This window comes from Streptomyces sp. D2-8 (assembly GCF_023184515.1).
GTDB lineage: Bacteria > Actinomycetota > Actinomycetes > Streptomycetales > Streptomycetaceae > Streptomyces.
On record NZ_JAAHBP010000006.1, the window covers coordinates 1 to 22,134 of the forward strand.

Consider the following 22,134-nt stretch of genomic DNA (forward strand, 5'->3'; position numbering starts at 1 on the left):
GGCGGTGACCGTGGTGGCCGTTCCTTCGAGCGTCGTGACGACCGTGGCGGCCGTTCGTTCGAGCGCCGTGACGACCGTGGCGGGTTCAACCGCGACCGTGACCGCGGCGGCTTCCGCCGGGACGAGCGCACCGGGCACCGCGGCAGCGACCGTCCCTTCAACCGGGACCGTCGTGACGACCGTCCGGGCTTCCGCGCCGGCGGGCACGACCGCCCCAACGGCCGTCGTGACGACCACCGCGGTGGCGGTTCCTTCCAGCGCCGCGAGGACAAGCCGCGCTGGAAGCGCAACGGCTGACATCAGCGCATGAGGAGCGCCGTGCTCCGTCCCAACGGGCGGGCCACGGCGCTCTGTCGTTCCGGCGGGCTCCCCCGGGGCCCGCGCGGACACGCCCGAACCCGGTCGATCGTGGCCCTCATCGGCCCTGTTCGTCCCTCCGGCAGGGCCGTGACCCCGATACCCGATCGGAGACTCGGCGTCGTCCGGCTATGCTCGTGGGGGCAACATCGCCTGGGCCCTTAGCTCAATTGGCAGAGCAGTGGACTTTTAATCCATTGGTTGTGGGTTCGAGTCCCACAGGGCCTACCGTGCGGTTGACGGGGATACCCCGTCTGACCTGCTGCGCAGCGCCCGGGTCGGCTTTGGCCGGCCCGGGCGCTGACTCGTTTTCGGGCCTGGGGCGTCAGTGGTCGGAGTAGCTGAAGTCGCCCACGGTCCAGGCGCTGACGTCCTCGATCGCGACGCGGTACATCCCGCCGGTCTCCGGGATCCCCACTGTGCCCTGCAGGATCCGGGCGACGTGGAAGTGCAGATGCGTGGGCGGACCGTCCTTCTTCGGGGGAGTGTCGAAGACGGCGGAGAACTCGCCCAGGTCGGCGGAGTCCGTCAGCACGTCCGACACCCTCTGCCTCCACAGGGCTTCTGGGGCCAGCCGACCGGTGATGACAGCACCACCGGTGACCACGGTCAGGGACATCTGATTGCTCTGCCCGGTCTCCACAAGGGCGGCGATGTCAACGATCAGCTCGTCAGGCTTCGACATGAGCACGGATTCTATGCACCGGCCCGGGCAGGCGGCCCGGGCGGGCCGTAGACGGCTCAAAGTCCTCGAGTCCGGCCCAGAGGTGCGCCTCATCGTCGAGGGCACTAAATCTATGCTCGCCAGAGTAGACATTCGCTGCTTACGTGTTTATGGTTTCTTTCGTAGCCGAGATCAAGCAGGGCACGGCAGACACGAACTGCCGTGCAGCAGAACACGCATGACGGTCCGGTGGTGGAGTGTCGAAGCCAGGTTTTTGCAGGACGGCGACGGGACTGACGACCGGACCGGGTGGCCCGCGGTGATGAGGGGCCGCCGTCCCGAGGGAAGAACGGAGGAGTCGAGCGCCATCAGGATCGCCCGGGTGAAAGACGCGAAGCCCGGGTGCCGCAGGACATCGATAGTGAGGTGGTCTCCGGTCACGCATCAGCGATCCCCGCACCCCCGTCGGAGTATCGGGCGGCCGTGCGAAAACAGAAGGCCGGCGCAGCACTAGGGCCGGCAGATGGTGTTGCAGTTCCTTCGGGGCCTTGGTGCCGTACGGCACCAAGGCCCCTCGACGTGTTCCGAAGACCGGCTCTGCTCCGAGTGCCAGCTCGAAGAAGCCCCGGTCCGGATCGTCTCCGGGCCGGGGCTCCTGCCGTGGTGAGGGTGTGTCAGCCGGTGGTCAGCATCCCCGACCGCAGGCGGGCCACGGTGCGCGAGATCAGCCGGGAGACGTGCATCTGCGAGATGCCGAGCCGGGCGCCGATCTCCGCCTGGGTCAGCTCCTCGACGAAGCGCAGGTGGAGGATGAGGCGCTGGCGCTCGTCGAGTTCGGCGACCAGGGGGGCCAGGGCGTGGAAGTCCTCGACGAGTTCGAGGGCCGGGTCCTCCTCGCCGATGAACTCCGACAGCGTCGTGTCGCTCTCGTCCGGGTCGCCGGTGACCGTCGCGTCCAGGGAGGACGACACATAGCCGTTGGCCGCGATCTGGGCCTCGACGACCTCCTCCTCCGACAGGTTCATCAGAGCCGCCAGTTCGGACACTCTCGGCGCACGGCCGAGGCGGGAGGCCAGTTCCTCGGTGGCCTTGGCGAGTTCCGTACGGGCCTCCTGGAGGCGGCGCGGCACATGCACGGCCCAGGACGTGTCACGGAAGAACCGCTTGATCTCGCCGATGATGTACGGCACCGCGAAGCTGGTGAACTGCACCTCGCGGGAGACCTCGAACCGGTCGATGGCCTTGATCAGCCCGATGATGCCGACCTGGACGACGTCCTCCATCGACTGGCCGCTGGTGCGGAACCGGCGGGCCGCGAAGCGCACCAGCGACATGTTCATCTCGATGAGCGTGTTGCGGGCGTACTGGTATTCGGGTGTGCCCTCCTCGAGCACGGCGAGCCGGTCGAGGAACTGTCCGGTCAGCTCGCGTGCGTCCTGCGGGGCGAGCTTCTGGGGCTCGGCGATCTGCGGCAGCTCCTCACCGGTGTAGGTGGCGGAATCCGTCGTCGTGCCGATGCGCATGGTCGCCGTCACGGGGCCCTCCCTCTCAGTCCGGCCCGCTCCGGTCCCCCGACAGGCCACCTCCAGCGCCGATACCCGCCCTCGACCTGGTCATGCCCCGCATATGCCCCGGCGAGACCTTGACCACAGACGGTGCAGGTCGAGGCGGTGACGGGGTACCCGGACCGGTACTGCGACGGTACGGGCAGGGAGGGTGGGCGGTGGGGTGCGCGGAAGAAGACCAAGGGGCTCATGGAGCGGACAGTTGTCGTTTGACAACTATAGGTGGAGGGCAACAACCTAGGCGTGCCGCACGTGCTCGGGGAAGGGACCGCAGGAATCGACTCCGTGCCGCGGCGGGCAGTTCAGGCAGTCCGGGTACCGGACGAGCGGGAGTCTTCGGAGTCGTCGTGTATCTGGGCCGCCGCCGCGTCGCAGAACGCCTCGAGCCCCTGCAGCAGCGCGACCCGCTTCGCCGCGGGCATCTGGTCGAGCACCGCGCGCAGCGCCTGCTCCCGGCGCATGCGCAGGTCGGCCAGGAAGGCGCGGCCCCGGCCGCTGAGGTGCAGGCGGACCTCGCGCCGGTCGGCCGGACTCACCTCGCGTTCGACGAACCCGGCCGCCTGCAGCCGGTCGCACAGCCGGCTGGTCGAGGGCGGTGTGGAGGCGAGGGAGTCGGCGAGCGTGCGCAGGTTGATGTCCTCGTGGTGTTCGAGGATGAGCAGCACCCGCAGCTGGGACGCGGAGGCCGGCGCGGTCGAGGCCCGGCCCCAGAGGACTTCCAGCAACTCCGCTGCCGTGGAGGTCACACGGGCGACCTCTGCTGGCTCAGGGCGGGGTCGGAGGGAAGTCACAGTCACACTCTCGCAGGCACCGGGATGGCCGTCAGCGTACTAGGCGTGAGGTGAACCGCCCGGGACCGCTTTCCCGGCCCGTGGACAAGAACCCGTTTCCGAGGACGCGTCGGCGTCCCACCGAGGATGGTGAACAGACCACCGTGACCACGATCACGAACAGATTCGTGGCCGCCGAGCGCGCCCTGCGCACGGCGGCCCCCCACCAGCTGCTGGACGCGGTCCGTCGTGTACTGACCGATCAGTACGCGGCGGACTCCGTCGAGCTCTTCCTGGCCGACTACGGACTGACGGTGCTTCAGCCGGTGTCCGTGCTGCCGCACACCCTCCAGCCGGTGTCCGTGCACAACAGCCCGGCGGGCCGGGCCTTCGGTGCGCAGCAGCCGTACGTGGAAACCCTCTCGGGCGACCGCGTACGGGCGCATCTGCCCGTCACCGTGCGCGGCGACCGCCTCGGCGTGCTGTCCGTGGCCCTGCCGGGCGACGGGCACGCCGACGGCTGCCTCGACGAGCTGGCCGAGATCGCCGAGGTGCTCGGGCACGAGGTCTTCGTGGCCGAGCGCGACACCGACCTGTATCTCCAGGCGCGCCGCCGGGACCGGCTCACACTGGCCGCCGAGATGCAGTGGCAGCTGCTGCCGGGCCGCTCCTGCGCCCGCCCCGAGTACGATCTGGGCGCCCAGCTGGAACCGGCGTACGCGATCTTCGGCGACAACTTCGACTGGTCCGCCTCGGCCGACCGGCTCAGCCTCTACGTCACCAACGGCATGGGCGAGGGCATAGAGGCCTCCCTGCTGACGAACCTGGCGATCAACGCCCTGCGCAACGCGCGCCGGGCCGGGCTGCCCATCGACGACCAGGCGGCCCTGGCCGACCAGGCGGTGTACGCCCATTACCGGGGCCGCTGCTACCTGTCCGTGCTCATGCTCGACTTCGACCTGGCCACCGGGCGGGTCCGCGCGGTGGACGCCGGGTCGCCGCAGATGCTGCGGCTGCGCCGGGGCGTGGTGGAGCGGGTGCCCTTCGACGCCCAGTTGCCGCTCGGCATGTTCGAGGAGACCGACTACGTGGTCCAGGAGTTCCGGGTCGAGCCGGGCGACCGGCTGGTCTTCGTCAGCGACGGGGTCTACGACGTCGCCTCCCCGGGCGGCGAGGCCTACGGGGACGCCGCCCTGGCCCGGGCGATCCAGTCGACCCGGCTGCTGCCGGCCGCCGAGGTGCCCCGGGCCATCCTGCGCGAACTGACGGGCCACCGCGGCAGGTCGACCCCGGACGACGACGCCCTCGTGGTGTGTCTGGACTGGCGTGGTCGGTAAGGGACGGGGAAGGCGCAGGTCGGGGGCGCCGGTGGGCAGTTGTTTGATGGTGCTGTACCCCGGCACTAATATTTGTCATACGGCAATTAATGGCTGAGGCGCCGTCGCGCGACCTCGGTCCGGCCCGTGCAAGGGAGCGATGCAAGTGTCGGTGTCGGAAGAGAACGCGGAACAGGAGCCGGCGGCATACCAGGTGAGCGCCTTTCTGGAACGGCGCCGGGAGCAGATCGCCCAACGGTGGGCGGACGCCGCGCTGTTCCGCACGGTCTTCACCGTGTCACGCGACGAGGCGGTGGAAGCGGGCCGGGCCGTGACCGCGGCGCTGGCGGCGGTGGCCGCCTCCGGGCGGGTGGACGACATCCGGGCGGCCGGATTCGAGGCCGTGCGCGACCAGCTGGGGCGGATGGCCGCCTCCCGCGCTCGTACGGGCATCGACCCGGACGGGGTCGCCGACGAGGTGGCCGCGCTGCGCGAGCCGGTGACCGAGCTGCTGCGCGCCGAGTTCCCGGATCCGTACGCCCCCGAGGCCCAGGAGTCCGTGGTGGCGCTGACCGTGCTCATGGGCACGCTGCGCCTGGTCGTGCTGGAGACGACGGTCAGCGCGGGCGAGGAACTGATCGCCCGGCAGCGCGAGCAGCTGCACGAGGTGGCCACCCCGGTGATCAAGCTCTGGGAGAGCACGGTCGCCGTACCGCTGATCGGCACGCTGGACAGCGCGCGCAGCCAGGTGGTCATGGAGAGCCTGCTGGACGCGATCGTCGCCGAGCGCGCCCGTTACGCCATCCTCGACATCACGGGCGTGCCCACGGTCGACTCGCTGGTCGCCCAGCACCTGATGAAGACCGTGGCGGCGGCCCGGCTGATGGGCGCCGAGTGCATCGTCTCCGGCATCCGGCCGGCGATCGCGCAGACCATCGTCCACCTGGGCATCGACCTCGGCACGGTGCTCACCCGTTCGAGCCTGGAGGACGCGCTCGCCTACGCGCTGAGCCGGCAGGGTGTCGAGATCGCGCCGCTGCGGGCGGTCGGCGCGGCGGCGGACGCGGGCACGCGGTGACCGGGTCGGCGGGACACGGCCCCATGGGCGGACCCGGCTTCACGGTGCCGGTCCTCCAGCTGGGCGACGTCCTGCTGGTCACCCTCCAGGGGGAGTTGCACGACGGGATGGCCGAGCAGCTCCAGCAGGACATCACGGCCCGGATCTCGCAGTCCCGGGTGACCGGGGTCGTGATCGACATCTCCGGCGTGGAGATCGTCGACTCCTTCCTGGGCCGGGTCCTCGCCGAGATCGCCGCCGGAGCCAAGCTGCTGGCGGCCCGTACGGTGCTGGCCGGGATGCGCCCGGCGGTGGCGATCACCCTGGTCGAGCTGGGGCTCACCCTGCCCGGCCTGCGTACGGCCCTGGACGTCGAACGGGCGATGGAGATGCTCGGCGTGACCATGCGCCGGGGCGAGGGGGGTCCATGATGCAGGCTTCCCGCCATGCCGGTCCGGCCAGCCTGCCGATCGGCTCGGACGCCGATCTGGCCTGGGTACGGCAGCAGGTCCGGCAGGCCGCCGCCGAGCTCGGCTTCGGGCTCGTGCAGCAGACCAAGCTCGTCACCGCGGCGAGCGAGCTGGCGCGCAACACCCTCGTCCACGGCGGGGGTGGCCATGTGAAGATCACCCCGCTGGACGCCGGGCAGTCGCACGGGCTGCGGCTGGCCTTCGTCGACACCGGGCCCGGCATCCGCGACCTGGACCAGGCGCTGACCGACGGCTACACCAGCGGCGGCGGGCTCGGGCTCGGGCTGAGCGGGGCCAAGCGGCTGGTGCAGGAGTTCGAGGTGGACAGCCGGCCCGGTGAGGGGACCACCGTCACCGTCACCGCCTGGGCCACCGTCGTGCCGTCCTCCCGGACGGTGCCCTGATGAGCAGGGTCTGGGACGTGCCGGTGGACGACTCGACCCGGGTGCGGGACGTGCGGGTGGCGGCCGAGGAGGCCTGCGCCTGCGCCGGCCTGCCCTCCAACCGCACCGCGACCGCCGCGCTCGTGGCGACGGAGCTGGCGACCAACCTGTTGCGGCACGCGGAGGGCGGGCGCGTGCTGATCAACCTCGTCGAGCGTGCGCAAGGCGACCGCCGGGCGGCCGTGCAGCTCGTCTCGCTCGACCACGGCCCCGGCATCCCGGACGTCGCGGCGGCGATGCGCGACGGCTACACGACGACCGTCGCCGCCTCGCTCGGCGCCGGGCTCGGCACGTGCCGGCGCATAGCGAACGACTTCGATCTGCACAGCGCGCCCGGCCGGGGCACCGTCGTGATGGCCCGGATCGGCCACGAGCCCGCCGTCCGGAACCAGGGGCCGCCCCCGCCGGGTCCGCGCGCCGGGGGTGTCAATGTCCCCCTCGGCCGGGCCGAGTACTCCGGGGATTCCTGGGGCCGGGTGCGCGGCGGCGACCGGCTGACCCTGCTGCTCGCCGACGGGCTCGGTCACGGAGCGAAGGCCGCCGAGGCCTCCACCGCGGCGGTGACCGGGCTGCGCGGCCTGGCGGAGCTGCCGCCCGCCGAGATCCTGCGGCGTCTGGGCCGGGCCCTGCGCCCCACCCGGGGCGCGGCCGTCGCCGTGGCCCAACTTGATCTCGAAGCCGGGCAGTTGAGCTTCGCCGGGATCGGCAACGTCGGCGCCCGGCTGCGGACCGACGGTGCGTGGAAGCCGCTGCTGTCCCACCCCGGCATCGTGGGCGCGCAGGCCCCGGCTTCCGTGCCCGTGCAGCGGGTCGCCTGGCACGCGGACAGCCTGCTGGTGCTGCACAGCGACGGCCTGCCCAGCCGTTGGACGCCGCCCGACGACGGCGTACTGCCCGGCTGCGACCCGGCGGTGGCGGCCGCGGTGGTGCTCCGGGACGCGGGCAGTGCGGCCCGGCCGGTCCGGGACGACACGTGCGTGGCCGTCCTGACCGCCGGCGGCGTGAGCCGCCACGGCTCAGGGGCCTGACGCTCGGCGGGTCGCGCAGTGCGTGCGGCCGGTCAACCGTGGGGAATCACGGCCCGGGCTCACCGGCGCCGGGCGTCGTGTCCTGGGCCGTCCCAGCGGCGTCGGGCGTGGCGTCCTGGGCTGCCAGGAAGCCCCTCAACCCTCTGCTCAGCGCCGCCCGTTCGGCCGGTTGCATGGCTGCCAAGGCTGTGGCCAGGGCCTGGGCGCGGCGGTCGGCGACGTCGCCCAGGACGTGCTGTCCGTGTGTGGTGAGCCACAGTTGCACCTCGCGGCGGGCGCCGGGATGGGGGGCCCGTTCCAGCAGGCCGGCCGCCGCCAGGCGGTCGCAGAGGCGGCTGGCCGTGGGGAGGCCGATGTCGAGGCCGTCCGCCAGGGCCGTCAGGTTCAGGCCGGGCGCCGCCTGCACGGTGCGCAGCGCCCGCAACTGGTGCGGCGACAGGCGCAGGGACGCCTCTTGGGCGGCGACCGACCACAGCGCCGTCAGACTCTCCACGGCATCGGCGATCTGCGATGCGACGGCCTCCGGGCCATCGCCCGGTCCCTTCGCCCGGTGGTGGCCGGGGCCGCCGAGATCGGTCACGAAACGGTCACTTCCATAAGGCTCCGGGTACTGATGAGGTCGCCCTCTTTCAAAGGCTGTACCCGATGAACCGAGGGGCAAGCAGCCCGGTTCAGTGCCCGGCCGGACCGGAGGCCGGCTCAGCCCGCGCTGAGCTCCGTCAGCGCGGCGAGCGGCAGGGTGTGCTGGGTCTGGAGGACTTTCGCGCGCAGGTAGCGGACGTTGTGGGCGGTGGTGAAGACACCCGTGGGGATCCGGTCGCGGACGTCGACGCCCAGGGACCGCAACTGGTCCGCCTTGTCGGGGTTGTTGGAGAGCAGCTCCAGTTCGCCGATGCCCAGGGCCCGGAGCATCTGTGCTGCCGCCGTGTAGTCGCGGGCGTCCTCCGGCAGCCCCAGCGCCGCGTTCGCCTCGTACGTGTCGAGCCCCTCGTCCTGGAGGGCGTACGCGTCGAGCTTGTTGTAGAGGCCGATCCCGCGCCCCTCCTGGCGGAGGTAGAGCAGCACGCCGCCGCGCTCGGCGATGCGCTCGACCGCCTCGCGCAGCTGCGGGCCGCAGTCGCAGCGGGCCGAGCCGAACACGTCCCCGGTCAGGCACTCGGAGTGCAGCCGCACCAGCGGGACCGGGCCGGGCTTGCCGAGGACCACGGCCACGTGCTCCCGGCCGTCGGCCAGCCCGTGGAAGGTGACGAGCTCGGCGTCGGCCTCGTAGCCGTCATGGAAACGCAGCGGGACCCGGACGCGGGAGCGCGGCGTGGCGATGACGGCGGGGGTGTCGGGCATGCGGGGCCTCCGGGTTCCGTTTCCTGCTCGGCTGCACAGCCGTAGTGCTTCAGATTTGAAGCAAATCCACGTCCGGAACCCTACTCGTGCTTTAAATTTGAAGCAACGAGGATCCGACGCCTTGTGATGCGCGTCACGCGGCGCCTCGGGCGTGCGCCGACGCGCCGCGTCACGAACAGGCCGGTGAAGACCTCCGCCGCCACGGCACCTCGTCCGCAGCCGGCCGCGCCCCGTCCTCCTGGAGCCCCTGCGCGATCGCCGCGGAGATCCCCTCCAGCTGCCCCACCTGCTCGTCGCTGAGCCGGTCGAACAGGAAGCTCCGCACGGTCTCGACATGCCCGGGCGCCGCGCGCTCCAGCACGGCGAACCCCTCGTCGGTCAGCGCGGCGATGCTGCCCCGCTTGTCGTACCGGCAGGCCTCGCGCCGCAGCATGCCGTCCTTCTCCAGCCGTGTGACCGCGTACGTCAGCCGGCTGCGCGTGATCTTCAGCCGCTCGGCGAGATCGGTCATGCGCAGCCGCCGTTCCGGGGACTCCGACAGGACCGACAGGATGGAGTAGTACAGGTGCGGCATGCCGGCGTCCTGCTGGAGCTGCCGGTCGATCGCGTCCTCCAGGAGCAGCGAGGCGGCGATGTAGGCGCGCCAGGCGCGCTGCTCATCGGGGGTGAGCCAGCGAGTCGTCATGCCGCCAGTGTAGGTTTGTTTCAAACTTGAACCAAGCCCTGTCCAGTCCCGCCGTCCCGACCAGCCGCGGAGCGTCGATGCCTCACCCGTACGTCCTGCTGTCCGCCGCCGTCTCCCTCGACGGCTACCTGGACGACACCGGACCCGACCGCCTGCTCCTGTCGAGTCCGGCCGACTTCGACCGGGTCGACGAGGTCCGGGCCTCCGTCGACGCGATCCTGATCGGCGCCGGCACCATCCGCGCCGACAACCCGCGGCTGCTGGTGAACTCGGAGAAGCGCCGGGCCGCCCGCACGGCCGCGGGCCGGCCCGAGTACCCCCTCAAGGCCACCGTCAGCGGCTCCGGCGACCTCGACCCGGACGCCCGTTTCTGGCACACCGGCGGCGAGAAGGTCCTCTACACGACCGACCGGGGCGCCGAACGCGCCCATGCCCTCGGCCTCGCCACCGACGTCGTCCCGCTCGGCGCCGGCCTCGACTGGCGGCGGCTGCTCACGCACCTGCACGACGTCCGGGGCGTACGGCGGCTCATGGTCGAGGGCGGCGGCCTGATCCACACCCAGCTCCTCACCCAGGGCCTCGCCGACGAACTCCAGCTGGTCCTCGCCCCGCTCTTCGTGGGCGACCCCCGGGCACCCCGCCTCTTCGGCCCCGGCGGCTACCAGGGCGGCCGGCTCCGGCTGCTGGAGTCGCGGCGGATCGAGGACGTGGTCCTGATGCGCTACGAACCGACCGCCCCGGGCACCGGCCCCCTGCCCGCCGCCGCCGACCACCACTGGCTGGCCCTCGCCTGTGAACTGGCCGACCGCTGCCCGCCGTCGGACACGGCGTTCAGCGTGGGCGCGGTCGTGGTCGCCGCCGACGGCACGGAACTGGCCCGGGGCCACTCCCGCGAGGCCGGCGACCCGGTCGTGCACGCCGAGGAGGCGGCCCTCGCGAAGCTCGACCCGGCCGACCCGCGCCTGCCCGGCGCGACGGTGTACAGCAGCCTGGAGCCGTGCGCCCGACGCGCCTCCCGCCCCGCCCCCTGCGCCCGGCTGATCCTCGACGCGGGCGTACGACGGGTCGTCACGGCGTGGCGCGAGCCGGACACCTTCGTGACGGACGCCGACGGCAGCGGCCTCCTGGCGGCCGCGGGAGCGGAGGTCCTCGTCCTCCCGGAGCACGAGGAGCGGGCCAAGGCCCCGAACCGCCACCTGCTGCGCTGAGCAGGACGACGAGCAGCGGGTGTGCACGAGTGGTCCCGCGGATGGCGTACACTGGAGTCACAACGACGCGGGGTGGAGCAGCTCGGTAGCTCGCTGGGCTCATAACCCAGAGGTCGCAGGTTCAAATCCTGTCCCCGCTACTGAAGGCCGAGGGCCGGAATCCGAAAGGGTTCCGGCCCTCGGTGCATTTCCCGGTGCCTCATTACGGTCGGTGAGCGAACCGTCCCGTTCCGCATAACAACTGACGCACCGTCAAAACCCGCCAGTCACTTGCGAAGCGGTCAACTCGCCCGTTTTAAGACGGTCATGGCAGGTAAGTCCGCGTGAAAAAGGTTAATGATCAAGTGGAATCGCTGGAATACCCCTCGCGCGTCTATTAACGTTCGATAACGCAGCGCGGTCGTCCCAGCCGTCACAGAAGGCGGCTCCGTGCGCACGCGCCGAATCCCGAAAGGGAACCGGGGAACCACCACTTGGGGTGAATCGGGCGGATACCACCGTGTAAGCACGGCAGGTATACGCGCGTAGGAGACCTTCCTGCTCCGAACCCGTCAGCTAACCCGGTAGGCGAGAAGGAAGGAAAGGAGTACGCCCACGTGGCGTCCAACCGGCCTGCCCCCGCGGCCCCGTACGCGCCGAAGCGCGACAGCGACACCTTCGGCTACGGCGGTCAGCGCACCGACGAGGGCCCGTTCCAGGAGTGGAACCCCACCGAGGAGTCCATCCGTCCCGTCCGCGGCCGGCATCGCGTCACCAAGCAGCGCGGCGGAGGTCTCGCCCGCAGCTCCACCGTCCTCGGCGTCGGCGTCATAGCCGCCGTGGGTGCCGGCGGCATGGCCAGCGCCCAGACCGGCAAGCCCCCGGTGTCCATCTCCGTCCCGGACCTGCCCTCGGTGGGTTCCCTCATCTCGGACGACGACACCCCCGAAGGTTCCGCCACTCCGCTCAGCAGCCTCGGCACCACCACGGCGGAAACCGAGCAGAGCAGCTCCGGCGCCGGTGCCGGCGAGGCGCTGCGCGCCCGGATCCTGGCCCAGGTCGAGCACCAGCAGGACCAGATCGAGACCAAGGCCGCCCAGGACGCCGTGGCCGCCGCCGAGAAGGCCGCCGCGGAAGCCGTCGCCAAGGCGGAGAAGGAAGCCAAGGCCAAGGCCGCCGAAGCCAAGAGGAAGGCGGAGGAGGAGGCCAGGAAGAAGGCCGAGGCCGAGCGGCTCGCCGCCCTCGCCAAGCAGTTCACGCTGCCGACCTCCTCGTACACCCTCACCTCGACCTTCGGCCAGGCCGGCGCCTACTGGTCCTCCGGCTACCACACGGGCCTCGACTTCGCCGCCCCCACGGGCACGCCGATCAAGGCCGTGCACAGTGGCACCATCACCGAGGCGGGCTGGAACGGCTCCTACGGCTACAAGACCGTCCTCACCCTCGATGACGGCACCGAGATCTGGTACGCGCACCAGTCCTCCATCGGCGTCAGCGTCGGCCAGAAGGTCAGCACCGGCGACGTCATCGGCCGCGTGGGCGCCACCGGCAACGTCACCGGGGCGCACCTGCACCTCGAGGTCCACTCCGGTGGCTCCACCAGCGGCATCGACCCGATGGCCTGGCTGCGGGGCAAGGGACTGAACCCGTAAGCGGCACACGCCCAAAGGAGCGCCGGCGGCCCTGACGACGACCCCCCCGACGTCAGGGCTTCCGGATGTCCGGCGCATGGGCGGGCGTGTTCACAGGGCCTTTGCGTCCGTCGCGGAATGAGCTGCTCCAGTACGGACGTTGACGCAGAGCATGACTTCTCTGCGCACACTCGGCTCCTCCGACCTCGAGGTCTTCCCGCTCGCCCTCGGCGGCAACGTCTTCGGCTGGACCGCCGACGAGGACCGGTCGTTCGCCGTCCTCGACGCCTACATCGCCGCCGGCGGCAACTTCGTCGACACCGCCGACTCCTACTCGGCCTGGGTCGAGGGCAACCAGGGCGGTGAGTCCGAGACCGTGCTCGGCAGGTGGCTGAAGTCCCGCGGCAACCGCGCGGACGTCGTCGTCGCCACGAAGGTCAGCCAGCACCCCGAGTTCCGCGGCCTGTCCGCCGGCACCGTCAAGGCCGCCGCCGACGCCTCCCTGCGGCGTCTCGGCACCGACCACATCGACCTGTACTACACGCACTTCGACCAGCCCGACGTGCCCGTCGAGGAGATCATCGGGGCGCTCGACACCCTCGTGAAGGCCGGGAAGGTGCGGCACATCGCCGCCTCCAACATCTCCGCCGAGCGGCTGCGGGCGTCCCTGGAGTTCTCCGACCGCGAGGGACTCGCCCGGTACGTCGCCCTCCAGCCCCACTACAACCTGGTCTCCCGTGACACCTACGAGGGTGAGCTCCAGGACCTCGCCGAGCGGACCGGCCTGGCCGCCGTGCCGTACTTCGCGCTCGCCTCCGGCTTCCTCACCGGCAAGTACCGGCCCGGCACGACGGTCGACAGCGCGCGGGCGGGGAGCGCGGCCAGGCACCTGGAGACCGAGCGTGGGCAGCGGGTCCTCGCCGCCCTCGACGAGATCGCCGGGGCGCATGACGTGCCCGTGGCCACGGTGGCTCTGGCCTGGCTCGCCGCGCAGCCGACCGTGGCGGCGCCGATCGCTTCCGCGCGGACGGTGGAGCAGCTGCCCGCGCTGGTGGGCGTCGGGGAGCTGACACTCTCGGAGGCCGAGCTCGGGCGGCTCACCCAGGCCTCGGCCTGATCCGGACAGCAGGCCGGCCCAGCGCCTGTCGCCTGGATCAGGCCCTAGGAGCGGTACGGGTTGTACGCGGGGTACGGCGCCGGCTGCTGGCCGTACCCGTACACCCCGTACACCGGCCAGGGCGGGGCCACCACCGGGACCGGAGGGGCGGTGATCCGAGCCGCGTGGTCCAGCGCGGGGCGGGCCGCCTCGCGGCGCCGCCACAGCTCGCCGAGCAGTTCCCGCTCCCGGACGGCGAAGTCCGCCCCGGCACGGCCCCGCCGGGCCCGGTGCCGCAGGAACGCCAGGGACGTCGCGTACGCCTCGTACCGCGCCACCTCCCGGGCCGCCGCCTTGCCCGCGTGACGGCGGGCGTACTGGCGGGCGATCCGCCGGGCCCGCATCGAGCCCAGCGCGTACGGCTCGGCCGGGGTCAGCCAGCCGGCCACGGCGTAGGCGGGCAGCTCCGCCCGTATGGTCTTCAGCTCCCGCTGCCGCGTCCAGATCACCAGCCATGTCAGCAGCCCGAAGATGGGCACCATGAACGCCGCGTACACGGCGAAGAACCCGTACTCGCCGAACGCCGAGGAGCCGTTCCACATCGCGTGCATGCCCATCGCGAGCAGCAGCCCGGAGAGCGGGAAGGCGACCCGGCGCAGGTGCCGGCCATTCGCCGAGAGCGCGGAGATGCCGAAGCCGATGCCGGTGAGGACCGTGAACAGCGGGTGCGCGAACGGCGACATGATGATGCGCACGAAGAAGGTCGCCGCCGTGACGGAGGCGATGCCGGAGCCGCCGGTGAGCTGGTCGGTGCCGAACGCGGTGCCCAGGTAGAGGATGTTCTCCGTGAAGGCGAAGCCGGTGGCCGTCACGCCGGCTATGACGACTCCGTCGACGATGCCGGTGAAGTCCCGGCGCCGGAAGAGGAAGACCAGGAGGACGGCCGCCGCCTTGGCCGACTCCTCGACCACCGGCGCTATCACGGTCGCGCCGAGGGTGTCCGCGCTGGACGGGTCCGCCGTCGCCGTCGCTATCCATCTCGTCGCGAAGCTGTTGGCGACGATCGCTATCAGCGCCGCCGCGCAGGCGCCCCAGGCGAAGCAGAACAGCAGGTTCCGCCAGGGGCCGGGTTCGACCCGGTCCAGCCAGCGGAACGCGGCTATCAGCAGGGGCACCGGCAGGACGGCCAGCCCCAGCCCGACCAGGAACCCTTCCGTGCCGGTCTCCTCGCGGACCAGGGCGAGGATGACCAGGCCGGATATCGCCAGGAGTGTGCTCAGCGCGCCGTAGCGCACCCACGCGCGCTGCCACCAGTGGGCGTGCCGCAAGGAGCCGGCTGTGCCTGAGCCGACGAGGGGTGCGCCGTCGGTGGGACCGCTCGGGTACGACGGGTGCGGGGGGCTGGTGGCCACGGCATTGACCCTAACGACGGATGGGCGCTGTCCGCAGGCGGAGAGGTGCCAGGGGTGGTCAGGCGCCGGCGGGGGGCTGGTCCACGTGCTGTACGCGGCGGAAGAGGAGGTCGTTCACGACATGTCCCTTGTCCAGTCCCTGGCCCTCGAAACGGGTCAGCGGACGGAAGTCGGGACGCGGCGCGAAACCGCCGTCCGCCTGCGTGTTCTCGAAGTCGGGGTGTGCCGTGAGGACGTCGAGCATCTGTTCGGCGTACGGCTCCCAGTCGGTGGCGCAGTGGACGATCGCGCCGGGACCGAGGCGGGTGGCGGCGAGGCTGAGGAAGTCGGGCTGGATCAGCCTGCGCTTGTGGTGCCGCTTCTTGGGCCACGGGTCGGGGAAGTAGACGCGGAGGCCGCCGAGGGAGTCCGGGGTGAGCATCTCCCGCAGGAGGATGATCGCGTCGCCGTTGCCGACCCGGATGTTGGACAGGCCGTTCCGGTCGGCGAGATTGAGCAGGTTGCCCTGGCCGGGGGTGTGGACGTCCACGGCGAGGACGTTGGTGGCGGGGTCGGCCGCGGCCATCTGGGCGGTGGCCTCGCCCATGCCGAAGCCGATCTCCAGGACGACGGGGTTGTCGTTGCCGAACAGCTCGGGCAGGTCGAGGATCCGGCTGCCGTCGATGTCGAGGCCCCACTTGGGCCACAGGCGCTGCAGCGCGTCCGCCTGACCGGCGGTGACGCGGCTGCGCCGCGGCTGGAAACTCCGGATCCGCCGCTCGAAGTGCGACCCCGCGGGGTCGGCCTGCGGCCCGTCGGGGAAGCGCGGCTCTCCCTTGGCCCGGGTACTCCGGACGGAGACACCCGGGGTGTGCGGGTGCGGGGCCGGGTGCGGGTTCGGGGCTTGGGGGGTGTTCGCGGAGTCAGACACAGTGCCCCTGATTTTACGGCTGCGGTGCTTCGCCTGACGCCGGGTGTGGGTCGGGGCCGTGTCGGGGGGTGTCCGTCCTCGGAACGGCGCGATGGGGTGCCACACCGACTGACTGTTCGTTGACGCGCCGACCGCTGCGGGCGGACACCCCCCGACACGGCCCCTTGCGTATGACGGCGGGTGCGGGTCCGCCCCGCTGCGGGCATGCGTTCCGCTGGGCTACGCAGGGTCGCGGACCCACCCGGCGCCGGCAGGAACGCCGAGCCCCGCAGGCCTCACAGCGCGCTCAACGCTCTCCGTGCCACCTCCCGGCCGATCGGTAGGGACGCTGTGGCCGCGGGAGACGGTGCGTTCAGGACGTGCACCGTGCGCGGGCCCTCGCGGATCAGGAAGTCGTCGACCAGGGTTCCGTCCCGCAGTACCGCCTGCGCCCGCACCCCCGCCGCCGTCGGCACCAGGTCGTCCTCGGACACCCCGGGCAGCAGCCTGCCCACCGCATCCGTGAACGCCGTCTTGGACAGGGACCGCCGCAGCTCACCGGCCCCGTAGCGCCAGTGCCGGCGGGCGATCCGCCAGGAGCCGGGCCAGGCCAGGGTCGAGCCCAGCTCGCGCAGGCGGACCGTGCCCCACCCGTACCCCTCGCGGGCCAGTGCCGGGACCGCGTTGGGCCCGACATGGACACCCCCGTCGATGCCTCGCGTGAGATGCACCCCGAGGAACGGGAACGCCGGATCGGGCACGGGGTAGACCAGGCCCCGCACCAGCTCCGGCCGGGCCAGCTCGTAGTACTCGCCCCGGAACGGCACGATCCGGACGTCCGGGTCGTCCCCGGTCAGCCGGGCGATCTCGTCGCACTGCAGACCCGCGCAGTTCACCAGGACCCGCCCGCGTACGACGTCCCCCGCTGCCGTGAGCACGGCGACTCCCCGCTCGGGGCGCCGGTCGACGCGCACGACTCTCGTGCCGTAGCGGATCTCCGCGCCCGAGCCGTGGGCCAGCTGGCGGGCGACCGCGACGAAGTCGCAGATGCCGGTCGTGCCGACGTGTATCGCGGCGAGGCCGCGCACCTCCGGTTCGTACTCCGCGATCTGGGGCCCGCCCAGCTCCCGCACCGGGATCCCGTTCTCCCGGCCGCGCTGGACGAGGGCGTGCAGGCGGGGCAGCTCCACGCGGTCGGCGGCGACGATCAGCTTGCCGGTGACCGCGTGCGGGATGCCGTACTCGGCGCAGAACTTGACCATCTCCGCCGCGCCCCGCACCGCGTAGCGTGCCTTGAGGGAGCCGGGGCGGTAGTAGATGCCGCTGTGGATGACGCCGCTGTTGCGGCCGGTCTGGTGGCGGGCCGGGCCCGGTTCCTTCTCCAGGACGGTGACACGTGTGCCCGGTGCGGCGCGTGTGATCGCGTACGCCGTCGACAAGCCGACGATGCCGCCGCCGATCACCAGCACGTCACAGTCGTATGTGATCCGCACTCGCACCACCTCCCGCTTCGATAGTGCACTGCGCCACTGACAATGCCTTCAAACGCGGGACGGGCGGCATGCCTGCTCAGGCTACGCCGGAGTCATCAGCAGCGGACGGGCGCGCTCACGGAGCTCCACCACCCGCGGCTCGTCGCCGTACGGCTCCAGCCGGTGCAGGAGATCCTTCACGTACTCGGTGGTCCGGGCCGAGGAGATCCGCCCGGCGACCTCCACCGCCCGCACCCCCTGCTCGCAGGCCGCGTCCAGGTTCCCCGACTCCAGTTCGGCGACGGCCGAGACGACCAGGCGCAGGCCGTGCGAGCGGACGAACTCCTCGGTGGGCTTCGAGAGGGCCTGTTCCGTGAAGCGGCGGACCTGGCGTGGGGCCTTCAGGTCGCGGTAGCACTCGGCGGCGTCGGCGGCGAAACGGTCGTAGGAGTAGAAGCCGAGCCAGCTCGGGTCGTTGTCGCCGGGGCGGGCGCGCTCCAGCCAGCTCTCGGCCGCCTTCAGGGCGCCGCCGGCCGCCGGGGCGTCGTTCGCGCGTGCGTGTGCGCGTGCCTCGACGAGGCGGAAGAAGCTCATGGTGCGGGCCGTCGCCAGGCCGCGGTTGCGTTCCAGGGCGGCCTGGGCGAGGTCCACGCCCTCGTCGCCGAAGCCGCGGTAGGTCGCCTGGAGGGACATGGAGGCCAGCACGTAGCCCCCGAGGGGGACGTCCGCCGCCGCCCGGGCCAGGCGCAGGGCCTGGATGTAGTAGCGCTGGGCGGCTTCCTGCTGGCCCGTGTCGAAGGCCATCCAGCCCGCGAGCCGGGTGAGTTCGGCGGAGGCGCCGAAGAGGGCCCGGCCGACCTCGTCGGAGTACGAGCCGAGCAGCAGAGGGGCGGCCTCGACCCTTAAGCACTCGGGGACCATGGACGAACGCCAGTCACCGCCGCCGTACTTGGAGTCCCAGCGCCGCGCGTCCTCGGCGGCCTCCCGCAGCTTCTGCACATCGCTGTGGCCGACTTTGAGCGGTGCGCCGGAGCCCTCGCCGGGGCCCACGTCACGCGCGACCGAACTGTCGGCCGGGGTTATCAGCCATCGTGAGGCGGGCGTTGCGTATGCGCTCACCGCGAACGATCCGGCGAGCGACTGCCAGATGCCGCCGGAACCGGCCCGGCGGCCGGCGAGGTCGAGGCGGTACAGATCGGTCGCGGACCTCACCGCCTGGCCGACGTCCCGCGGGAAGGCGAGGCCGACTTCGGGTGCGGGGTCCGCGTCCGCCAGGCCGATCTCGTGGAGCGGCACCGGGCGGCCGAGCTTCTGGCCGATGGCGGCGGCGATGAGGTGCGGGGCGGCACCCTGCGGCACCATGCCCTTCGACACCCAGCGCGCCACCGACGTCTTGTCATAGCGAAGCGTCAGTCCTCGCTGGGCGCCAAGGTCGTTGACGCGCCGCGCGAGGCCTGCGTTGCTGATTCCCGCGAGGGCGAGAACGGCGCCGAGTTTTTCGTTCGGCCCGCGTTGCTCCCTGGACATGCGCCACCCCTCGACACAGACGGCTGCCGCACTGGCATAACCACGCGGCATTCGTAAACCCAGCGTAGTTCGCCGCATCCCAAGCGTTAAGGGGCATTGTTCCGGTTGGCGGGATTGTGGTCCGTACTGAAGTGCGGTTCAGATACGGGCTGTTGCTACGTGCTCCCACTGTGTGGCCGTGCGCCTGTCCGTGCGCTCTTCTCCGGCCACCGCGGGAGCGGTTCCATGGTCATTGCGTGGGTCGGCCCGCTGTACTGGATCCAGTGGGCTGGGGGACACCGCCGCCTCCATCCCCGCGGGCGGCGGAACGGTCCGGGAGGCGTGCTTCGTCTCCCGGACTGCGCGACCGGGTGGCAGGGTGCCGAGCCTGTACGGAGAGTGTTCGAGGCTGCCTGCGTGACGCCGATTTGGCCAAAAATCGACCCCGTCGGTCGCGGGGTATCAGGGCTCCGACCATGGCACTTGGGGGCGCGTCGGGCGTGATTGGGGCGCGTTTCGGGGGCGTATTCGCGTCGCAGTCGTACCGGAGACATGTCGCTGGCGTGCCTTGATTCTTGGCCGCCTCTTCGCTTCTCCCCGCTTCCGCCGCCGCCTTGTTCGTCGATCCGTTCGTCGATCCCTTCGTTGATCCGCTCGTCGACTTCCTCGTCGTCGTTTCGTCGCCCCGATCGCCGTCTCGTCCGCCCGGATCTTCGTGTGGTGTGCGGGTGTTCGGGGTGTTCGCACCGGTGCGGGTGGCTCCGCCGGGGCGCATTCAACGGAGCACAAGCGGCGTCGGCACCCTCTGGAACGCTTCCTTCATGGCAGCATGGTGAACCGGTTCGTACGGTGCACTGGTTGTCCACAGCCTGTGGAGGCGGCGATGCGGTGGTTGGTGGGATGGAGCAGCACCGCCGCGGGAGCCGTCGCTGCCGGTTCGGCGGGGGCGACCGGCGGCGAGGGTGAGACGCTGCACCCGGTGGGGTCCCAACTCCTGTGGGGCGATCCCGATCCGCTGTGGGCGGTCGGCGACTGGCGCCCCGACGAGGTGCGGGTCGTGAAGGCCGATGACCGGACCAGGATCGCCGTCCTCGGCATCTGCGGCGCCACCGACGAGCAGTTGCGCGTCGCGCTGTTCGCCGCGCGCGGCGGGGCACTTCGGCATCTGACCGCCTGGCCGGGCAGCTACACGGCGATCGTCCAGGTCGGCAGGCGGGTCACGGTGTGCGGCGATCTCGCGGGCGCGCGGCCGGTGTTCCACACGCCCTGGGCCGGCGGCACGGCCTATGCGACCGCCGCGCTGCCACTGGCCGACCTCATCGAGGCCAACCTCGACTTCGGGCACCTCGCCGCGCTGCTGGCCGCCCCTGACGTGCCCGCCGCGCTGCACGACTCCACGCCGTACGACGGCGTGAAGCGCATTCCGCCCGGGCATGCCCTCATCCTGCGCGCCGGGGCGCGCGAGATCGCCGGGTACGAGCCGGTCGCCTCGCTGGCCGTGGCGGCGCCCCCGGCCGATCCCGACAGCGCGGTCGACGCGGTGCGCGACGCGCTCGTGGAGGCCGTACGGACGCGGCTGTCCGCGCCTCGGCACGTCCCCGGGGCGGACATCGACCCGGGTCCCGTGCCCGGCATGGGGCCCGCGGAGCGGCGTGCCGCGCGCGGGATGCCGGTGCCGGGGATCGGCGCGGACCTGTCCGGCGGGCCGGCCTCCGGGGCACTGGCGCTGCTGGCCGCGGGACTCCCCGGGATGCCGGGCACGGTGCTGGGGCACGGCACGGGCGCCGGGGAGCGGCTGCTGGCCGTCACGTTCAACGACCTCGCCGTCGGAGGGCGGGAGGCCGAACTGGAGCGGGCGGGCGCGCTGGCGGCGAACCCGCGGCTGCACCACGTCGTCGTGGCGGGCGGCGAGGAGACCCTTCCGTACGCCGACCTGGACGGGCCGCTGACCGACGAACCCGGGCCGTGCCTGGTGTCGGCGGCGCGCCATCGGGCCCGGCTGGCGGCGGGCAGCGCGGACCACTTCACGGGCTACGGTGCGCGGCAGGTCCTGGACGCCCATCCCGCGCGGCTCGCCGACCTGCTGATGGACCGTCGGCGGCGTCATCTCGTGCGGCCGGTCGCCGCGCTGGCCAAGGCCGACGGGTCGGTGCTGGTGCCCGCGCGCGTGTATGCCGCGGCGCGGCGGTTGTCCCGTATGCCCTACCGGTCGGGTCTCGAGTCCCTCGCCGAGCGCCTCCTCGACCCCCGCTCCGACGACGGTCTCGACGCGCCCGGTGGTGCGCTGGACGCCTCGCTCGCCGCGTTGACCTGGGGCAGACCCGGGCCGGCGGCGCGCTGGCTGACCGGTGAGGCGCTCGCTGAAGTATCGGTTCGCCTTCAGGCGGCGACACACCGGTCGGAGCTGGTGGGGCCGGGGCAGCGGCCGGGTGACTTCCGCGCGCGTGCGGCGCTGGCCCGGCATGCGGCGGACCTGCGGGTGCTGGAGCAGGCCGCGGAGGTCCGCTTCCAGCGGCTGCACGCGCCGTTCCTCGACAACCAGGTCGTCCGCGCGGCCCGGGCGCTGCCCGAGGCGCTGCGGGTGCGGCCGGGGGCGCGGGCGGCGATCCTGCGCACGGTGCTGGAAGGGGCCGGTGTCCGGGAGTTGCCGCCCGGCTGGGGCGCCCCGACCCAGGCGACGGCGGCGGCCGCGGAGCGTACGGGGCTGCGCGTGGCGGCGGACTCCCTGGTCGCCCTGTTCGACACCCCGCTGCTGGCGGAGGCGGGCCTGGTCGAGGCCCGCGTGGTCCGCAAGGCGCTGCGCGGCGCGGCGGCGGGCGAACTCCTTCCCCTGGACGGCCTCGCGGATCTGGTCTCCCTGGAGCTCTGGCTCCGCCGCCTGCTGTCCCGGCGCGGCACATGCTGGACGGGGACACCGGCGCGGCAGCGGGCCGTTCCGGCGGGGATCGCGCCGCAGCGGGGGGCGTTGGGGGCGGGAGCGGGTGGAGGGCGGCGGGTGTAGCGCCTGTGCGGCCGGGGTGCGTGCTTCGCCTGGCGCCGGGTGGTGGGTCGGGGCCGTGTCGGGGGGTGTCCGTCCTCGGAACGGCGCGAGGGGGTCGGACGCCGACTGACTGTTCGTTGACGCGCCAACCGCTGCGGGCGGACACCCCCCCGACACGTCCCCTTCTCGCCGTACGCGGGTGCGGGCATGTCTCCGCTGAGCTGCGGGCGTCTTCCGACTCGGCCCCTTGTGTTGTCTGGTGGGC

Annotated in this window: 19 protein-coding genes, 2 tRNA genes, 1 pseudogene and 1 riboswitch; of the genes and pseudogenes, 12 read left to right on the forward strand and 10 right to left on the reverse strand. The window is 72.3% G+C overall.

What is annotated here, in order from left to right; all coding sequences use genetic code 11:
* Positions 1-297: pseudogene (locus G3I77_RS13560) on the forward strand (RNA helicase); the annotation flags it as partial.
* Positions 298-512: 215 nt separating this feature from the next.
* A tRNA-Lys gene (locus G3I77_RS13565) sits at positions 513-585 on the forward strand.
* Between the two features lie 97 nt (positions 586-682).
* On the opposite strand, the gene G3I77_RS13570 is transcribed toward G3I77_RS13565, so the two are convergent.
* From G3I77_RS13570 to G3I77_RS13580, 3 genes are all read right to left on the reverse strand, one after another.
* Complete coding sequence (locus tag G3I77_RS13570) at positions 683-1,042, reverse strand: hypothetical protein (protein ID WP_248503478.1); 360 nt, start codon at positions 1,040-1,042, stop codon at positions 683-685.
* Positions 1,043-1,695: 653 nt separating this feature from the next.
* Positions 1,696-2,544, reverse strand: a complete 849-nt coding sequence (locus G3I77_RS13575) for an RNA polymerase sigma factor SigF (RefSeq protein WP_248503520.1) — start codon at positions 2,542-2,544, stop codon at positions 1,696-1,698.
* Between the two features lie 344 nt (positions 2,545-2,888).
* Positions 2,889-3,383 carry a MarR family transcriptional regulator gene (locus G3I77_RS13580; RefSeq protein ID WP_248503480.1) on the reverse strand — a complete coding sequence of 165 codons (495 nt, stop codon included), beginning with the start codon at positions 3,381-3,383 and terminating at the stop codon, positions 2,889-2,891.
* A 137-nt stretch (positions 3,384-3,520) separates the two neighbouring features.
* On the opposite strand from G3I77_RS13580, the gene G3I77_RS13585 reads away from it, so the two are divergent.
* The 5 genes from G3I77_RS13585 to G3I77_RS13605 all read left to right on the forward strand — a co-directional run bounded on the left by G3I77_RS13585 (position 3,521) and on the right by G3I77_RS13605 (position 7,670).
* Entirely contained in the window at positions 3,521-4,693 is a 1,173-nt protein-coding gene (locus tag G3I77_RS13585) for a PP2C family protein-serine/threonine phosphatase (RefSeq protein WP_248503482.1), read from the forward strand.
* A gap of 145 nt (positions 4,694-4,838) precedes the next feature.
* Complete coding sequence (locus tag G3I77_RS13590) at positions 4,839-5,750, forward strand: STAS domain-containing protein (protein ID WP_374385388.1); 912 nt, start codon at positions 4,839-4,841, stop codon at positions 5,748-5,750.
* 23 nt (positions 5,751-5,773) lie between these two features.
* Positions 5,774-6,160, forward strand: a complete 387-nt coding sequence (locus G3I77_RS13595; protein ID WP_248503486.1) for an STAS domain-containing protein — start codon at positions 5,774-5,776, stop codon at positions 6,158-6,160.
* A complete protein-coding gene (locus G3I77_RS13600) occupies positions 6,160-6,603 on the forward strand; it encodes an anti-sigma regulatory factor (protein ID WP_248503522.1) in 444 nt (147 codons plus the stop codon). Before G3I77_RS13595 ends, G3I77_RS13600 begins: the two co-directional genes overlap by 1 nt.
* Positions 6,603-7,670, forward strand: a complete 1,068-nt coding sequence (locus G3I77_RS13605; protein ID WP_248503488.1) for an ATP-binding SpoIIE family protein phosphatase — start codon at positions 6,603-6,605, stop codon at positions 7,668-7,670. The genes G3I77_RS13600 and G3I77_RS13605 overlap by 1 nt, the downstream gene beginning before the upstream one ends.
* Positions 7,671-7,716: 46 nt before the next feature.
* Here G3I77_RS13605 and G3I77_RS13610 read toward each other — a convergent pair whose 3' ends face one another.
* From G3I77_RS13610 to G3I77_RS13620, 3 genes are all read right to left on the reverse strand, one after another.
* Positions 7,717-8,250: a MarR family winged helix-turn-helix transcriptional regulator gene (locus G3I77_RS13610; RefSeq protein ID WP_248503490.1), complete on the reverse strand. Its 534-nt coding sequence runs from the start codon at positions 8,248-8,250 to the stop codon at positions 7,717-7,719.
* Between the two features lie 119 nt (positions 8,251-8,369).
* The gene (gene ribA / locus G3I77_RS13615) at positions 8,370-9,011 is read right to left on the reverse strand and encodes a GTP cyclohydrolase II (RefSeq protein WP_248503491.1); all 642 of its coding nucleotides are present in this window, start codon (positions 9,009-9,011) and stop codon (positions 8,370-8,372) included.
* A 169-nt stretch (positions 9,012-9,180) separates the two neighbouring features.
* Positions 9,181-9,696, reverse strand: coding sequence for a MarR family winged helix-turn-helix transcriptional regulator (locus tag G3I77_RS13620; protein ID WP_248503493.1), 516 nt, complete (start codon positions 9,694-9,696; stop codon positions 9,181-9,183).
* 77 nt (positions 9,697-9,773) lie between these two features.
* Here G3I77_RS13620 and G3I77_RS13625 point away from each other — a divergent pair, with 77 nt between their 5' ends.
* The 4 genes from G3I77_RS13625 to G3I77_RS13640 all read left to right on the forward strand — a co-directional run bounded on the left by G3I77_RS13625 (position 9,774) and on the right by G3I77_RS13640 (position 13,631).
* On the forward strand, positions 9,774-10,904 hold the full coding sequence (locus G3I77_RS13625; protein ID WP_248503495.1) for a dihydrofolate reductase family protein: 1,131 nt from the start codon (positions 9,774-9,776) through the stop codon (positions 10,902-10,904).
* A gap of 66 nt (positions 10,905-10,970) precedes the next feature.
* Positions 10,971-11,044: transfer RNA gene (locus G3I77_RS13630), tRNA-Met, on the forward strand.
* Positions 11,045-11,332: 288 nt separating this feature from the next.
* A riboswitch (cyclic di-AMP (ydaO/yuaA leader) is annotated at positions 11,333-11,489 on the forward strand.
* An 11-nt stretch (positions 11,490-11,500) separates the two neighbouring features.
* The gene (locus G3I77_RS13635; RefSeq protein WP_248503497.1) at positions 11,501-12,535 is read left to right on the forward strand and encodes a M23 family metallopeptidase; all 1,035 of its coding nucleotides are present in this window, start codon (positions 11,501-11,503) and stop codon (positions 12,533-12,535) included.
* A gap of 151 nt (positions 12,536-12,686) precedes the next feature.
* Entirely contained in the window at positions 12,687-13,631 is a 945-nt protein-coding gene (locus G3I77_RS13640; protein WP_248503499.1) for an aldo/keto reductase, read from the forward strand.
* Positions 13,632-13,675: 44 nt separating this feature from the next.
* Here G3I77_RS13640 and G3I77_RS13645 read toward each other — a convergent pair whose 3' ends face one another.
* The 4 genes from G3I77_RS13645 to G3I77_RS13660 all read right to left on the reverse strand — a co-directional run bounded on the left by G3I77_RS13645 (position 13,676) and on the right by G3I77_RS13660 (position 18,910).
* The gene (locus G3I77_RS13645) at positions 13,676-15,022 is read right to left on the reverse strand and encodes a PrsW family intramembrane metalloprotease (RefSeq protein WP_248503500.1); all 1,347 of its coding nucleotides are present in this window, start codon (positions 15,020-15,022) and stop codon (positions 13,676-13,678) included.
* A 58-nt stretch (positions 15,023-15,080) separates the two neighbouring features.
* The gene (gene trmB / locus G3I77_RS13650; protein ID WP_248503502.1) at positions 15,081-15,932 is read right to left on the reverse strand and encodes a tRNA (guanosine(46)-N7)-methyltransferase TrmB; all 852 of its coding nucleotides are present in this window, start codon (positions 15,930-15,932) and stop codon (positions 15,081-15,083) included.
* Positions 15,933-16,207: 275 nt separating this feature from the next.
* On the reverse strand, positions 16,208-17,410 hold the full coding sequence (gene lhgO / locus G3I77_RS13655) for an L-2-hydroxyglutarate oxidase (RefSeq protein ID WP_248503504.1): 1,203 nt from the start codon (positions 17,408-17,410) through the stop codon (positions 16,208-16,210).
* 75 nt (positions 17,411-17,485) lie between these two features.
* The gene (locus tag G3I77_RS13660) at positions 17,486-18,910 is read right to left on the reverse strand and encodes an MFS transporter (protein ID WP_189590343.1); all 1,425 of its coding nucleotides are present in this window, start codon (positions 18,908-18,910) and stop codon (positions 17,486-17,488) included.
* Positions 18,911-19,772: 862 nt separating this feature from the next.
* Here G3I77_RS13660 and G3I77_RS13665 point away from each other — a divergent pair.
* A complete protein-coding gene (locus tag G3I77_RS13665; protein WP_248503507.1) occupies positions 19,773-21,890 on the forward strand; it encodes an asparagine synthase-related protein in 2,118 nt (705 codons plus the stop codon).
* The last annotated feature ends 244 nt before the right edge of the window (positions 21,891-22,134 follow it).

Coding starts and splice junctions, on each gene's coding strand:
- G3I77_RS13570 (WP_248503478.1), bottom strand. CDS start 1,042: ATGTCGAAGCCTGACGAGCTGATCGTTGACATCGCCGCCCTTGTGGAG.
- G3I77_RS13595 (WP_248503486.1), top strand. CDS start 5,774: ATGGGCGGACCCGGCTTCACGGTGCCGGTCCTCCAGCTGGGCGACGTC.
- G3I77_RS13620 (WP_248503493.1), bottom strand. CDS start 9,696: ATGACGACTCGCTGGCTCACCCCCGATGAGCAGCGCGCCTGGCGCGCC.
- ribA (WP_248503491.1), bottom strand. CDS start 9,011: ATGCCCGACACCCCCGCCGTCATCGCCACGCCGCGCTCCCGCGTCCGG.
- G3I77_RS13575 (WP_248503520.1), bottom strand. CDS start 2,544: ATGCGCATCGGCACGACGACGGATTCCGCCACCTACACCGGTGAGGAG.
- G3I77_RS13640 (WP_248503499.1), top strand. CDS start 12,687: ATGACTTCTCTGCGCACACTCGGCTCCTCCGACCTCGAGGTCTTCCCG.
- G3I77_RS13605 (WP_248503488.1), top strand. CDS start 6,603: ATGAGCAGGGTCTGGGACGTGCCGGTGGACGACTCGACCCGGGTGCGG.
- G3I77_RS13600 (WP_248503522.1), top strand. CDS start 6,160: ATGCAGGCTTCCCGCCATGCCGGTCCGGCCAGCCTGCCGATCGGCTCG.
- G3I77_RS13665 (WP_248503507.1), top strand. CDS start 19,773: ATGCGGTGGTTGGTGGGATGGAGCAGCACCGCCGCGGGAGCCGTCGCT.
- G3I77_RS13660 (WP_189590343.1), bottom strand. CDS start 18,910: ATGTCCAGGGAGCAACGCGGGCCGAACGAAAAACTCGGCGCCGTTCTC.
- G3I77_RS13625 (WP_248503495.1), top strand. CDS start 9,774: ATGCCTCACCCGTACGTCCTGCTGTCCGCCGCCGTCTCCCTCGACGGC.